This window comes from Flavobacterium esculini (genome assembly GCF_048284325.1).
Taxonomy (GTDB): Bacteria; Bacteroidota; Bacteroidia; order Flavobacteriales; family Flavobacteriaceae; genus Flavobacterium.
Genome location: NZ_JBLVPI010000023.1, coordinates 1 through 13,754, shown reverse-complemented (window position 1 = coordinate 13,754; position 13,754 = coordinate 1). Strand labels below are relative to the sequence as shown.

At 33.2% G+C, this 13,754-nt stretch carries 13 protein-coding genes; 9 read left to right on the top strand and 4 right to left on the bottom strand.

Annotation, left to right across the window (positions count from 1 at the left end; genetic code table 11):
* Positions 1-23: 23 nt before the first annotated feature.
* Positions 24-1,544 carry a helicase HerA-like domain-containing protein gene (locus ACNQGG_RS16260; RefSeq protein ID WP_417965732.1) on the bottom strand — a complete coding sequence of 507 codons (1,521 nt, stop codon included), beginning with the start codon at positions 1,542-1,544 and terminating at the stop codon, positions 24-26.
* A 375-nt stretch (positions 1,545-1,919) separates the two neighbouring features.
* On the opposite strand from ACNQGG_RS16260, the gene ACNQGG_RS16255 reads away from it, so the two are divergent.
* The 7 genes from ACNQGG_RS16255 (at position 1,920) to ACNQGG_RS16225 (ending at position 8,559) form a co-directional block, all read left to right on the top strand.
* Entirely contained in the window at positions 1,920-2,738 is an 819-nt protein-coding gene (locus ACNQGG_RS16255; RefSeq protein ID WP_417965730.1) for a MotA/TolQ/ExbB proton channel family protein, read from the top strand.
* A 76-nt stretch (positions 2,739-2,814) separates the two neighbouring features.
* Positions 2,815-3,429 carry an ExbD/TolR family protein gene (locus tag ACNQGG_RS16250; RefSeq protein ID WP_417965728.1) on the top strand — a complete coding sequence of 205 codons (615 nt, stop codon included), beginning with the start codon at positions 2,815-2,817 and terminating at the stop codon, positions 3,427-3,429.
* Positions 3,430-3,444: 15 nt separating this feature from the next.
* Positions 3,445-3,993 (top strand): ExbD/TolR family protein, encoded by a 549-nt coding sequence (locus ACNQGG_RS16245; RefSeq protein WP_416855424.1) that lies wholly within the window; start codon positions 3,445-3,447, stop codon positions 3,991-3,993.
* A gap of 39 nt (positions 3,994-4,032) precedes the next feature.
* The gene (locus tag ACNQGG_RS16240; RefSeq protein WP_417965726.1) at positions 4,033-4,827 is read left to right on the top strand and encodes an energy transducer TonB; all 795 of its coding nucleotides are present in this window, start codon (positions 4,033-4,035) and stop codon (positions 4,825-4,827) included.
* Between the two features lie 233 nt (positions 4,828-5,060).
* The gene (locus ACNQGG_RS16235; RefSeq protein ID WP_417965724.1) at positions 5,061-5,984 is read left to right on the top strand and encodes a PstS family phosphate ABC transporter substrate-binding protein; all 924 of its coding nucleotides are present in this window, start codon (positions 5,061-5,063) and stop codon (positions 5,982-5,984) included.
* A 17-nt stretch (positions 5,985-6,001) separates the two neighbouring features.
* Positions 6,002-7,672: a tetratricopeptide repeat protein gene (locus tag ACNQGG_RS16230; RefSeq protein ID WP_417965722.1), complete on the top strand. Its 1,671-nt coding sequence runs from the start codon at positions 6,002-6,004 to the stop codon at positions 7,670-7,672.
* Positions 7,673-7,926: 254 nt separating this feature from the next.
* A complete protein-coding gene (locus ACNQGG_RS16225; RefSeq protein ID WP_417965720.1) occupies positions 7,927-8,559 on the top strand; it encodes a 7-carboxy-7-deazaguanine synthase QueE in 633 nt (210 codons plus the stop codon).
* Positions 8,560-8,762: 203 nt separating this feature from the next.
* Here ACNQGG_RS16225 and ACNQGG_RS16220 read toward each other — a convergent pair whose 3' ends face one another.
* Entirely contained in the window at positions 8,763-9,305 is a 543-nt protein-coding gene (locus tag ACNQGG_RS16220; RefSeq protein WP_417965719.1) for a YfiT family bacillithiol transferase, read from the bottom strand.
* Positions 9,306-9,320: 15 nt separating this feature from the next.
* Positions 9,321-10,037: a class I SAM-dependent methyltransferase gene (locus tag ACNQGG_RS16215; protein WP_417965717.1), complete on the bottom strand. Its 717-nt coding sequence runs from the start codon at positions 10,035-10,037 to the stop codon at positions 9,321-9,323.
* Between the two features lie 73 nt (positions 10,038-10,110).
* Between ACNQGG_RS16215 and ACNQGG_RS16210 the strand changes: the two genes are divergently transcribed.
* Positions 10,111-10,605 (top strand): YkgJ family cysteine cluster protein, encoded by a 495-nt coding sequence (locus tag ACNQGG_RS16210; RefSeq protein ID WP_309758328.1) that lies wholly within the window; start codon positions 10,111-10,113, stop codon positions 10,603-10,605.
* 72 nt (positions 10,606-10,677) lie between these two features.
* Here ACNQGG_RS16210 and ACNQGG_RS16205 read toward each other — a convergent pair whose 3' ends face one another.
* Entirely contained in the window at positions 10,678-11,895 is a 1,218-nt protein-coding gene (locus ACNQGG_RS16205) for an exo-beta-N-acetylmuramidase NamZ family protein (protein WP_417965714.1), read from the bottom strand.
* A gap of 112 nt (positions 11,896-12,007) precedes the next feature.
* On the opposite strand from ACNQGG_RS16205, the gene ACNQGG_RS16200 reads away from it, so the two are divergent.
* Positions 12,008-13,243 (top strand): ABC transporter permease, encoded by a 1,236-nt coding sequence (locus tag ACNQGG_RS16200; protein ID WP_417965712.1) that lies wholly within the window; start codon positions 12,008-12,010, stop codon positions 13,241-13,243.
* The last annotated feature ends 511 nt before the right edge of the window (positions 13,244-13,754 follow it).

Sequence of the window (13,754 nt, the reverse complement as noted above, 5' to 3'; positions counted from 1 at the left end):
AATTCTAAAAGGGTATGGAGAATTTATTTTTTGAACATTTTTGTTAAAATACCAAAAGCACCTCTTATAAAAGTAGCACTTGTTAATACTTTTAAAACAGATTTTCCTACAACACTTGCTGTACTTGGACCGCTGTTTTCTTCTTTCTGAGTTGCTTTTTCTTGTTGTTGTGCTGTAACTTCCTGTTCGATAACGGCAATTTTTTTATTAAGCATTTCGTAAGCGCTGTCACGATCAATAAGTTCACTGTATTTTTTTACCAGTTTTGATTTAGTATTGATTTCTTGAATCTCACTTTCAGTCAAAATATCCATTCTACTCATAGGGGCACGCATCATTGTCGCTGCAAGCGGAGTAGGAATTCCTTTTTCGTTCAGTGCGGTAACTAGAGCTTCTCCAATTCCAAGGCTAGTCAACACTTCATCGGTTTTGTAATATTCAGATGTTGGGTAATTATCGGCCGTTTGTTTTATCGCCTGTCTGTCATTTGCGGTAAAAGCCCGTAAAGCATGTTGTATTTTTAAACCTAATTGTGCCAAAACACCACTTGGGATGTCCATAGGATTTTGGGTAATAAAATAAATTCCAATTCCCTTAGAACGAATTAGTTTTATGATTGTTTCTATCTGTTCTAGTAATGTTTTACTGGCTTCATTAAAAATTAAATGGGCTTCATCAATAAAAATCACTAATTCAGGTTGGTCGACATCACCTTTTTCGGGCATTTGTTGGTAGATTTCAGCCAATAAACTCAGCATAAATGTCGAAAATAATTTTGGTTTGTCCTGAATGTCGGTCAAACGCAGGATATTCACATACCCTTTGCCATTTTCATCAATGCGCATTAAATCATTAATGTCAAAAGACATTTCTCCAAAAAACAAGTCTGCTCCTTGTTGTTCCAGTTCAACTATTTTTCTAAGAATAATCCCGGTAGTTGAAGTAGAAATTTTGCCATAATCAGCTGATATCTCTTCTTTTCCCTCTTCAGTGATATAATTGATTACTTTTTTGATGTCTTTAATATCCAATAAAGGCATTTTATTATCATCGCAATATTTAAAAATTACTGCTACTACACCAGCTTGTGTGTCGTTCAAGCCTAGTATTCTAGAAAATAATACAGGTCCAAACTCTGATATTGTTGCGCGAAGACGAACTCCGTTTTGCTCAGACAAGGTCAATAGTTCAACAGGAAAACTGGACACGCTATATGGGATGTTAATTTTAGCATGGCGTTCAGTAATAAAAGGCTTTTCCTCTCCTTCTTTTGCAATACCGCTAAAATCACCTTTTATATCCATCATTAATACAGGAATTCCAAAGGAGGATAACTGTTCAGAAAGTACCTGAATTGTTTTGGTTTTTCCAGTTCCCGTAGCACCTGCAATCAATCCGTGTCGGTTCAAGGTTTTTAATGGTATTTTTACAAAGGTATCAGCCAAAGTCTCTCCGTCAAGTATGGCTCCGCCCAAAATAATGCATTCTCCTTTAGAAATATAGCCTTTATTAATGTGTTGTGTAAAAACTTCTTTTCTGCTCATAATAGGGGTGAATTAAAATCATTTGTAAGGTGTAAATTTTGATAATATGTATTAATAAAGTGTTAACTGCAGTTTTCCTGCTTTTTTATTGTTAATAATAAAAAAAAATATTTTTAACTGTTTCAATCTAGATTTTGAAATATTGTCTTAATATATCATAAAAAAATATTTTTTTTTTTACAAAACAACTAATTTACTTGTGAATTCTGATATAAATGTAAATTTTAAATCAGCGAATATTTTTTGGGAATAAAATTAATTATAATAAAATTAAAAAAAGTTTTTTTATTTAAACTAAAAATATAAATTTGCTCCACTACAAGTTTATTATAACTAAAAGATTAAATTATTTAAAACTATTAAAATTAAAAAAAAATGGCAAACGTTAAAAAAGAAAACGGTTCAAAAGGTGGAGGAATGATTTCAGGAATCATTATTGTAGCATGTGTTTTTGTTGGATGGATTATATGGAATTTTATAATGGGTAATGGTGCTAACTTTGAAGGTGGTGTCAACACAGGTCACCCAATCCCTGGGAATTACTTAGCAATGGTATATAAAGGAGGTCCTATTGTACCTATTTTATTAGGATGTTTATTAATGGTTATTGTGTTTTCATTTGAGCGTTTTGCAGTAATTTCAAAAGCAGCTGGTAAAGGAAATCTTGATCAGTTTATGAAAAGTGTTCAAGGAAACATTACTACAGGTGATATCGAGGGAGCTATTGCTTTATGTGATAAACAAAAAGGGTCTGTTGCAAATGCAATAAAATCAGCTTTGTTAAAATACCAAGATGTTAAAAAAGAAGGTTTAGATAGCGAAGCTGCTGCTGAAACTATCCACAAAGAAATTGAAGAAGCTACTTCATTGGAAATGCCAATGTTAGAAAAACATATGACTATTCTTTCTACATTAGTTTCATTAGGAACTCTTGCTGGTTTGTTAGGAACAGTAACAGGGATGATTAAAGCATTTGGTGCTTTGGCTGCTGCTGGAACTCCAGATCAAGCTGCGCTTGCAAACGGTATTTCTGAAGCATTGATTAACACTGCAACAGGTATTGCTACTTCAGCATTAGCAATTGTAGCTTACAACTTTTTTACTTCTAAAATTGATACTCTGACTTATTCTATTGATGAGGCAGGTAATACAATTGTAAATACTTACAGACACTACAGAAGTACAAAAAAATAATTAATAATTTAGTTTATAAGAAAATAGTACTATAGTAAAAAGAGTTATTTTCTTGTAAATATTAAAAAATATATTAATGGCTATAAAAATGTCCAAAAAAGCAGCGTCTATTGATATGACGGCTATGTGTGATGTGGCTTTTCTTTTGCTGACTTTCTTTATTTTGACAGCTACAGCTAAGATTCCAGAAGCATTACCAGTGGATACCCCTGCTTCAACAGTTCAATCAAAGTTGCCGGATACGGATTTAGCAACGATTACTGTTGGAAAAGGAAAAGTATTTTTTGACTTAAAAGGTAGAGAAGTTCGTAAAAGAACACTTGAGTTGATGGGACAAAAATATGGTGTTGCATTTACAGAAGATGAATCATCAAAATTTGCATTAATGGAGGGAATTGGTGTTCCAATTTCAAATTTAAAGCAGCTTATTGCTATGAAAACCGCTGAGCGAAGTAAAGAAGGGTTACAGCCTGGTATTCCTAAAGATTCACTTGATAATCAATTGAAAGAATGGATTTACAATGCTCGTATAGCAAATATTGAGGTCGAGGACAAAGAACTGCAGTTTGCCATAAAGGGTGATGCAAAAGAAGAGTATCCAGCTATATTGAAAGTTATGGATATTTTACAAGACCAAAAAATCAATAGCTTCAACTTAGTTACGGGTTTAAGAGCAAAAGAAAAAAACTAAAAAAAATACACTAAAATGGCTGAATTAAATACTGGCGACGGTGGTGGCAAAAAAGGTGGAAAAGTAAGAAGTAAAAAATCAAATTCAAAAGTAGATTTAACTGCTATGGTGGATTTAGCTTTCTTGTTAATTACCTTTTTTATGCTAACGACTACGCTATCTAAACCGCAATCAATGCCTTTGGGTTTGCCAGATAAAGAAGATGATAAAAATAAGGATAAGCCAATTAAAGTTGATGAGAACCGTACTATGACTGTATTATTAGGTGATAATGATAAAATGACATATTATATGGGTTTATTGGCAACACCAATTGCTGGTCCTAAAGATATTTCTTATGGTAAAGAAGGGATTCGTAAAGAATTATTGAAGAGAAAAAAATCAGTTTTAGAATATACGGGTAATAAAGATAAAGGAATGATTGTAATTATCAAACCAAGCAAAAAATCAAATTACCGCAATTTAGTAGATATTCTAGATGAAATGGCGATTGTTGACGTTCCAACGTATGCAATTGTAAATGATTTTACTCCAGAGGAACTAAAATTGTTAGAAGGTAAATAAGATTTATCTTATTACTTAATAACCTAATAACTAAGAAAAATGAAATTAGATATATTCACAAACCAATGGCTTGATATTGTATTCGAAGGTCGTAATAAGGCCTATGGTGCTTATGAACTTAGAAAAACAAATAACAAGACTATGGTTAAAGCTCTTGTGCTTGGTGCAATTGTTTTCGCTCTTGCTGTTAGTGCACCGCTTATCATGAGTCTTATTCCTAATTCTTCGGATGATTCTGAAGTATTAGATACTAAAATTACTACGGTAAAGTTGCCACCTAAGAAAGAAGAAGTTAAAAAAGATCTTCCACCACCTCCACCACCTCCTCCAAAAGTAGATCAGGTGAAATTTGTTAAGCCAGTTGTGGCTAAAGCAGATGAGGTTACTGAAGAGCCACCAAAAATTGTTGAGATAAAAGACAAAAAATTAGGTGCTGAAACTATTAAAGGAGATCCAGATGCTGAATTGTCAGTTGAGCCAGTTGGTAATGGACCTAGTGAAGTAATTGCTGAAGATAATCAAATTTACAACACGGCAGGTATAGAGGTTAAACCAGATTTTCCAGGAGGAATGGAAAAATTTTACGCATATGTTGGTAAAAATTATCAAACTCCAGAAGAAGAAGGCTTAAAAGGTAAAGTTTATGTTACTTTTGTTGTAGAAAAAGATGGTTCATTGACTGACATCAAAGTAATCAGAGATATTGGTTACGGTACGGGAAAAGAAGCTATCCGTGTATTAAATAAATGTCCTAGATGGAAACCAGGAGAGCAAAATGGTAAACCAGTAAGAGTACTTTATTCTCTTCCAATTACTATACAATCTGCAGAATAATGTTAAATAACATAGTAAATAATATTAAGAAGAAATCGCTTAAAGAGCGATTTCTTCTTGTTTTAGGAATTTTGTTTTTTCTAGTTTATCTTATTTTAGGTTTATTGATTATCTTTATGAAGAATTTTCCTCTAGCAATTCAGCCTACTTATAGAGTTGCATTTGGAGTCTTACTTATTGTATACTCTTCTATTAGATTCTTTCGAATTATAAATGATAATAAAAACTAGATTATGAAAAATTATGCTAAACTTCCGTATTTTGTTTTTTTTTCAGTAATTGTTTTAATGTTTGCTTGTAATCAAGCTGATAGTTCAAAGAACAAAGAAACCATTCTGAAAGGCTCTACAACTATTTATGTGGATGAAACTTTGACTCCTATTATTGAAGATCAGGTAGCTGTTTTTGAAAGTAAATATGAAGCAAAAATAAAACTTATCTCAAAATCTGAATCTGAAACGGTTAATTCTTTGTTTAATGAAAAAGCAGCAATTGCTATTTTGTCTAGAAATTTGACAAATCAGGAATTGAAAATTTTTGATCAGAGAAAAATTGTTCCTAAAGTAACAGTATTTGCTACAGATGCAGTTGCTTTTATTTCTAATAAAAACAATAATGATACTATTGTAGCGTTAAAAGATGTTATTAGTTTTATGCAAGGAAAACCAGTTGCTTCCATTAAGGGATTAGTATTTGATAATCCAAATTCAAGTACAGTTAGATATATGAACTCACTTGCAGGGTTAAAAGCGATACCAGAAAAAGGCGTGTTTTCATTTAAAACTAATGATGAAGTTATTAAGTATGTTTCTGAAAATGATGGAATGATTGGGGTTGTAGGTGTTAATTGGCTTTCTCAACCCATGCCAGCTATGCAAAAGTATGTTGATAATGTCAATACTCTAAATGTAATGGGAGATAGAAGTGATAAGTCTTACACTCCTTCGCAAAATAATATAGCCGAAGGCAAATACCCTTTGGCACGCGATTTGTATATAATTAATTGTCAAGGATATTCTGGTTTAGGAATGGGTTTTGCTTCATTCGTTGCTGGTGATATTGGACAAAGGATAATTTTGAAATCTGGTTTGCTTCCTGTTCGTATTCCTGGCAGGAATATTAAAATCAGAAAACAAATTGAAAACATAAAAAAATAAATTAACTACAATTAAAGATGAATAAATTTAAAATTTTTAGTGTTGCTTTATTGGCTTCGGTAACCGTAAGTCAAGCTCAAGATTTAACTCAGGCAAAAAAAGCAATTGACGCAGAACAATTCGATAACGCAAAATCGATTTTAAAATCAATTATAAATTCTAAACCATCTAATGGGAGAGCTGCTTTTCTTTTAGGGAATGTGTATCTTACACAAAACGTGGCGGATAGTGCTAAAATCTATTTTCAAAAAGGATTAAGTGGTACTGAAGGCGCTAAACTTAATTATATTGGATTAGGTCAATTGGATTTAGATAATGGAAATCCTGTTGCTGCACAAGCTAATTTTGCTTTAGCTTCCAAAGATGTTAAAAAGAAAGATGTAGAAGAATATATCTACATAGGTAAAGCTTACATGGCAGCTAACAAGCCTGATTATAAAAGTGCACTATCTATCTTAAGCAGAGCTAAAATTAATAATCCACAAGATGCACAAGTTTTACTTGAACTAGGAAATGCTTTTTATGGTGATAAAAATCAAAATGAAGCTTATGTAGCCTATCGTGATGCTTTTCAGGCGGACCCAACTTTGATTAGAGCAAAAATGCAACTAGGAGTGTTGCTTAAAGGTGCTAAAGCATATACTGAAGCAGTAAAAGCATATGATAATGTGATCGCTACAAATGCAAACTACGGGCCAGTTTATCGTGAATTAGCTGAAACATATTACTTATGGGGAAGAAATGAACCATCTAAAGGTAAAGTATACCTTCAAAAAGCATTGGATTATTATGAGAAATATATGAGTCTAACTGATTATTCTTTGACTTCTCGTATGCGTCATGCTGACTTTTTAATCTTAGCTGGTGACTATAAAGCATTGGAAATTGAAGCTAATAAAATGAAAGAATTAGATAAAGTAAATCCTAGAATTTTACGTTATTTAGGCTTTGCAGCATATGAAAATGGAAATGCTGATGTTGCAATTCAATCCCTAGAAAGTTTTATTTCAAGTCCTGGAAATAAAGTTCTTGCTGTAGATTATCAATATTTAGGTTTTGCTAAAATTAAAAAATCAATAGGTGTTGATGGGAAAACAGTAGACCCTACTCTTTTTAATAATGGTATTTTAGATGTTAAGAAAGCGGTAGAAATGGAAATTACAATTACGAATAATCTTTCAGATTTTGGGAAAGAGTTGTACGAACTAAAATTATTCAAAGAAGCAGGCGCGATTTTTGAAATCGCAGTAACCAATAAGGAATCCAGAAATTTTTTGCTTGATAATTTTTATTTAGGAAACTCGTTATATTATGACAATACAAGAAAAGATATTGTGAAAGCAGATCCTATTGCGTTGCAAAAAGCTGACGTAGCTTTTGGAAATGTTATCGAAGCTTCTCCAGCCACTCAAGATGCTTATATCTTTAGAGCAAGAACGAATAGATTGATGGAAAAAGATGACATGATGGTAAAATATTATGAAGACTATATCAAAGTTGTTACTGAAAAAGGCCCTGAAGAAATAGAAAAAAAGGCAGTAAAATCTAAAATTATAGAGTCTTATAATAACTCGGCAGCTAGTTATGCGAATACGGACAAAGCTAAAGCTATCGAATACTTTAACAAAACACTTGCACTGGATCCAACAAATGAATATGCAATTAAATCATTGCAAACTTTGAAATAAACAAGAATTTTTAAATACTAAAACCGATAGTTCCCAAAGAACTATCGGTTTTTTTTTGAGCATAATCGGTAGGATTAGTTGCTGTAATCAGTCCCGCTATCCGCTCTATCTTTTTTAGGTCAAAAAAATGCCCTAAAAAAGGATGCCGCTTCTATCGGGGCTACTAGCTGTTATTCGTAATTTTCAGCAAGCATTTTCCAAATAGCAAATTACTCCTTTTCTAATTAACTATCTTTGCACTTTAAAATTATAGAATGTTATCAAAAGAAATACAATTAGAAGTTAATAAAGGTGCGATGCTTCCATTGATGGAAGAATTTTACACCATCCAGGGAGAAGGATTTCATACCGGAACAGCTGCGTACTTTATTAGAATTGGCGGATGTGATGTGGGATGTCATTGGTGTGATGTTAAAGAAAGCTGGAATGCTGAATTGCATCCTCCTACTGGAATTGATGTGATAGTTTCTAATGCAAGCAAGTATTCAGAAACTGTTGTGGTTACTGGTGGAGAACCTTTAATGTGGGATATGACTTTACTAACGCAAAATCTAAAAGAAAAAGGCAGAAAAGTTCACATAGAAACTTCAGGAGCCTATCCGCTTACGGGAACTTGGGATTGGATTTGTTTGTCTCCAAAGAAGAATAAATTGCCAACTCAAACGGTTTATGATAATGCGCATGAGTTGAAAGTAATCGTTTATAATAAACACGATTTTATTTTTGCCGAGGAACAAGCCGAAAAAGTGAATGGGAAAGCCATTTTATTCCTTCAGCCAGAATGGAGTAAAAAAGAAGAAATGACTCCGTTGATTGTTGATTATGTAATGAACAATCCAAAATGGCGTGTTTCTTTACAAACACATAAATATTTGAATATTCCTTAAAACATACAACCCCAAACAATTGCTGTTTGGGGTTTTGAATTAATTAATAAAGTTGACTTACAAAATAAAGTTGACTTACAATTTCAGGGGAACTTATTTCTTGGAAACTATTGCCTAGCCCAGATAGAAGCGGCATCCTTTATGGTCTCATTTTTTAATGAGACCATAAAGATATAGCGGATAGCTGGAAAGAGCTACTAAAATCACCAACCTTTTTGTTTTTTCAATTCGGTGATGTGTGCCAAATGATGGTTTCCATGCCAAGCATAAGTTCCTATTATTTCTTTCAATTGGAATGCTGCGTTATGCTCGGGATGAATAAAGGATTTTTCTAAATCGGCTTCAGAAAGACTATTCATCAAATAAGCCAAACGAAAGTGTAAGCCTTCCAGAAAGGAAAGAGTAGGCTGAATGGGCATTCTTAAATTATCATGTAATTCTGCCCAACGATCTTCGTGATAAAATTTTATTACGGGTTTTTCTTCAGTCAATGTCCATTTAATCCTAATGAAACAATTCATGTGACTGTCTGCGCAATGATGAATTACTTGACGAATTGTCCAGCCATCTTGACGATATGGTGTTTCTAGTTGTTCTTCGGTTAAATTAATTACTTCTTTTTTCAATCGTTCTGGGAAATTTGCGATTTCTGCTATTTTATTAGTTAGATAAACGCGGGAATAGATTTCTGGCGGGATAAATTTTCCAATTGGATAACGTAATTTTTCTAATGATGAATTTTCCATATTATAATTTATTTTTTAAATCGAAAGTTTAGCTAAATAGTCATAATGCTCTCCTTCAAGAATTAATTCGGATTGTAATCCATTAGCGAAAGCCGCATTTTGTAATGTGTTGTAATCTAGGTAGAGCCAAGGAAATTCTTCTTCTTTTTCGTTTTTATACCGTAGTGTAAAAGTCAATTCGCCATAATATCCTTTGCTGGGAATCCATTTCCCACCATCTTCATCATTGTCAAACATATAAATTATATCCGAAGAATCAATAAGAATTTGTCCGTTTGGATTAAGTAAGCTTTTTAGTTTTTGTAAAAATTTAGTCGTTTCTTTTAGTGTTCCAAATATGCCGGTGCCATTCATCAATAATAAAATGGTGTCAAATTTATTTTTAGGATTGTCAGAGTCCATTTCAAGAATATTATGAACTTGTACATTTTTCAAACCTCTTAGTTGGCAGGCTTCAACTGCATTTTTAGAAATATCAATCGAATGGATATCAAAATTTCTTTCGTTCTGTAAAAACAAACTATGGCTTCCTGCACCACAACCTACATCCAGGATTTTACCTTTGGCAAGTTGTAAGGCTTTTTGTTCCAATTTCGGCATTTCATTATAAGAACGAAATAAATACGCAACGCTCATTTCATCCTCTTCAGAAATGGAGGTTTCCGTGATTAAATCTTCGGGAGAATTATTAGTTTGAAAATCAAGTATGGCTTTGCCAAAAAGGTCTTTCATCTTTTTTTATTTAAAGTTCATGTTTCAGGATTCTAGTTTGTTACTTTTGTGGTTCCAACTTTAAACTTTAAACTTGAAACATATTTTAAACAATCTTCCTAAAGAAGCCAAAGATAAGCATATCGAAAATAAAAAGTATTTCGATAAACTGAAAAAGAAGACGCCAAAGAATTTGGATTACGTGATGCAAGATTTGCATGACGCCGAATTCAAGAAAACGGATTGTTTGAAGTGTGCAAACTGCTGTAAAACTACTGGGCCATTATTTACGGATGCGGATATTGAGCGTGTTTCAAAATATCTTAGACAAAAGCCGCAGCAGTTTATTGAGCAATACCTTCAAATCGATGAAGACAGGGATTATGTATTGCAAAGTGTGCCGTGTACTTTTCTGGATAATGAAAATGCATGCATGATTTATGATGTTCGCCCAAAAGCATGCAGAGAATTTCCACACACAGATAGAAAAAAGTTTCAACAAATTACGGATTTAACGTTAAAAAACGTAGCAATCTGTCCAGCTGCTTTTAATATTGTTGAGGAAATGAAAAAGAAGTTGCCTCTTTGAAAATTTTCCGTTTCGTTTCCTTCTCCTTTGGAGAGTTCCGTCCCGACGCTTCGGGATCGGGAGGGGTGAGGATTAATAAATCAAATATTTCGTTCTCATTTCTTTAAACTCAATTAACCCTTTCTTCCAGCTTTCTCTGATTTCCTTTTCTGAAGTTCCATTTTCTATTTGTTGCTGCAGTTTTTTAGTTCCTGCTAATTTTGTGAAAAAAGGATTGAAGAATTTTGATTTGTCATTTGTAGTCTGATAAGCTTTAATTAGCCATTTTAATTCCAGTCGATTTACTCTTGTATGTGTTGATAAATCTTCTCCGTAACATTTTATACCATTGTAAACAGGATTTTGGGCGCCGAAGTTTGGTTTCGGAATAAAAGTAAAGGTGCTTCTCGGTAAATAAGGAGAACCATAAACCTGGAATTGTTTTTCAGTCCCTCGTCCCACACTTACATTCGTACCTTCAAAAAGACATAAGCTCGCATAAAGATTCACGGCTTGATCATTTGGAAGATTTGGCGATGGTTTTACAGGTAAGCTATAATTTATTTTTCGGTTGTAATTAATACATGGAATTACGGTCAGTTTGCATTGCGCACCATTCTTTAGCCATTTTTCGCCATTTATCATTTTAGCATACTCACCAATTGTCATTCCGTGAAGCAAAGGAATTAGATGCATACCCACAAAACTTGATAATGCTGTTTCTAAAATGGGTCCGTCTACAATACTGCCGTTAGGATTAGGTCTGTCAAGGATTAAAAGCGGAATATTATTTTCAGCACAAGCCTCCATAATATAATGTAACGAAGAAATATAAGTGTAAAATCGTGCGCCCACATCTTGCAAATCAAAAACCATAATGTCAATATCGGCTAGTTGTTCTGGTTTTGGTTTTTTATTATCTCCATAAAGAGAAATGATTGGTAGTCCAGTTTTGAAATCTTTACCGTCAATTAAATGTTCGCCTGCATCCGCAGTTCCGCGAAAACCATGCTCAGGCGCAAATATTTTTTGGATAGCAATATTTTTTGCTAATAGAAAATCTACCAAATGAGTTTTATTGAAGAGAATTCCAGTCTGGTTGGTTACAATTCCAATTGTATTGTTTTTTAATAATGGGAGATAATCATCATAATTGTCGGCTCCGGTCTTTATTGCTGCGGATGAATTGTTTTTAGTTTTTTCTAAATCTGATTTTTCATTTTCTCTTAAATCTGTTTTTCTTGCCGAACAGGAAGTCGAAATGATTATTAAGAAGATGAGGCAAATTAATGTCTTGAAGAATGGTATCATATTTAGGTTCAAATAAAATTAATGCCAATTAGTGTAATTCGTGTTTTAGCTGTATTTTTGGCACAAGCGACGCGAACTGGCGAAGCAAATCCAAATTAGAAATTGAATCAAATTGAATTTAGAATATTTCATCGCCAAACGACTGATAACTGCTAAAGATTATAAAAGTAGTATATCTGCGCCAATTATAAAAATTGCAATTTCGGCAATTGCCATTGGTATGATTATGATGATTGTTTCGGTAGCAACGGGAATCGGCTTACAGCAAAAAATCCGCGAAAAGGTTTCGGCTTTCAACGGACATATCATTATTTCGAATTATGATAACAATCAATCCGAAGTTACATTAGTTCCAATTTCTAAAAAACAGGATTTTTATCCAAAATTCACAGCTGTTCCTGAAGTGAGTCACATTCAAGCTATCGCCAGTAAAGCAGGAATTATCAGAACAGAAACTGCTTTTGAGGGAATCATCTTCAAAGGAGTGGGTAATGATTATAAATGGGATAATATAAAGGAGTATCTTGTTTCTGGAAAGCTACCTGATTTCTCGAAAAATATCAATCAAGAAGTATTGATATCGCAATTCCTTGCTAATAGATTGAATCTAAAAGTGGGAGATTCTTTCAATACATTCTTTATAAAAGAAAACCAAAATCAATTACCTAACATCCGAAGATTTAAAATTACTGGGATTTTTAATTCTGGTTTTCAAGAATTCGATGCTACATATGTAATAGGTGATATCCGTCACATGCAGCGTATCAATAAGTGGGTACCAGATCAAGTAGGTGCCTTCGAGGTTTTTGTAAATGATTTTGATAATATTAAGTCAATAGGGGAGCAAGTCTATGAACAAACGTCTTCAACACTCGATACTAAAACCATAATTGAAAAATACAGCTATATATTCGAATGGCTTCAACTATTTGATTTCAATATCATCGTCATATTAGTAGTCATGATACTTGTCGCTACGATTAATATGGTCGTTGCACTACTAGTATTAATACTCGAACGAACCCAAATGATAGGAATACTAAAAGCATTAGGAGCCAATAATTGGTCTGTTCGAAAAATATTTCTCTACAATGCCTTTTACCTTATCGTAAGAGGATTGTTTTGGGGCAATCTTATCGGAATCTCATTATTGTTAATTCAGCAACAATTCGGGATAATCCAATTGAATCCCGAAAATTACTACGTCAATAAAGCACCAGTCTACCTAAATTGGGGATATATATTGTTGTTGAATTTACTCACGGTCACTATTTGTTTCTTAGTATTACTAATTCCTTCCTATATAATAACCAAAATTTCACCAGTTAAAGCAATACGTTTCGATTAAAATACTATTTGGGGCGTTCCCCATTATAAAAAAAGAGGCGACTATCATTATGAGTAGTTGTCTCTTTTTTATAAAGGGTCGGGCTATACACTGCAAGTCCTCGAAAAATTCCATTTCATTCCATTTTCTGTGGGCTTTCCGCTGCTATCCCTAACGCAGGCAACGTTCCAATCGAGTCTGTCATTTCTCCGAAGTATAAATTACATCACCAATATTAATATTGTGTCCTTATATATAGGATGAAAATTTCTACTTAGAATATTATGATTTTGATTCCTTATGTATAATCATTGTCACTAATCCTATCCATTTAGTCACCCTTTCCTTTGGATAGTCCCGAAGCATCGGGAGGGTAGCGGAAAAATAGTTTCGTTTCAAGGCGCATGTTTCCAGTGAGTTAAAGTTTAAGTTAAAGAAACGTCAAAAAAAAGGTTTAAAAAAGCTTGTTAAAGCGAATAAAGGGGCTACTTTTGCACCCGCAACAACGCAGACGTTCTTTTATAAACTGGCA

Bases quoted from the DNA above. Each gene is read 5' to 3' on its own strand.
- ACNQGG_RS16240 (WP_417965726.1), top strand. From the start codon at position 4,033: ATGAAATTAGATATATTCACAAACCAATGGCTTGATATTGTATTCGAA.
- ACNQGG_RS16220 (WP_417965719.1), bottom strand. From the start codon at position 9,305: ATGGAAAATTCATCATTAGAAAAATTACGTTATCCAATTGGAAAATTT.
- ACNQGG_RS16205 (WP_417965714.1), bottom strand. From the start codon at position 11,895: ATGATACCATTCTTCAAGACATTAATTTGCCTCATCTTCTTAATAATC.
- ACNQGG_RS16225 (WP_417965720.1), top strand. From the start codon at position 7,927: ATGTTATCAAAAGAAATACAATTAGAAGTTAATAAAGGTGCGATGCTT.
- ACNQGG_RS16250 (WP_417965728.1), top strand. From the start codon at position 2,815: ATGGCTATAAAAATGTCCAAAAAAGCAGCGTCTATTGATATGACGGCT.
- ACNQGG_RS16260 (WP_417965732.1), bottom strand. From the start codon at position 1,544: ATGAGCAGAAAAGAAGTTTTTACACAACACATTAATAAAGGCTATATT.
- ACNQGG_RS16230 (WP_417965722.1), top strand. From the start codon at position 6,002: ATGAATAAATTTAAAATTTTTAGTGTTGCTTTATTGGCTTCGGTAACC.
- ACNQGG_RS16245 (WP_416855424.1), top strand. From the start codon at position 3,445: ATGGCTGAATTAAATACTGGCGACGGTGGTGGCAAAAAAGGTGGAAAA.
- ACNQGG_RS16215 (WP_417965717.1), bottom strand. From the start codon at position 10,037: ATGAAAGACCTTTTTGGCAAAGCCATACTTGATTTTCAAACTAATAAT.
- ACNQGG_RS16255 (WP_417965730.1), top strand. From the start codon at position 1,920: ATGGCAAACGTTAAAAAAGAAAACGGTTCAAAAGGTGGAGGAATGATT.
- ACNQGG_RS16235 (WP_417965724.1), top strand. From the start codon at position 5,061: ATGAAAAATTATGCTAAACTTCCGTATTTTGTTTTTTTTTCAGTAATT.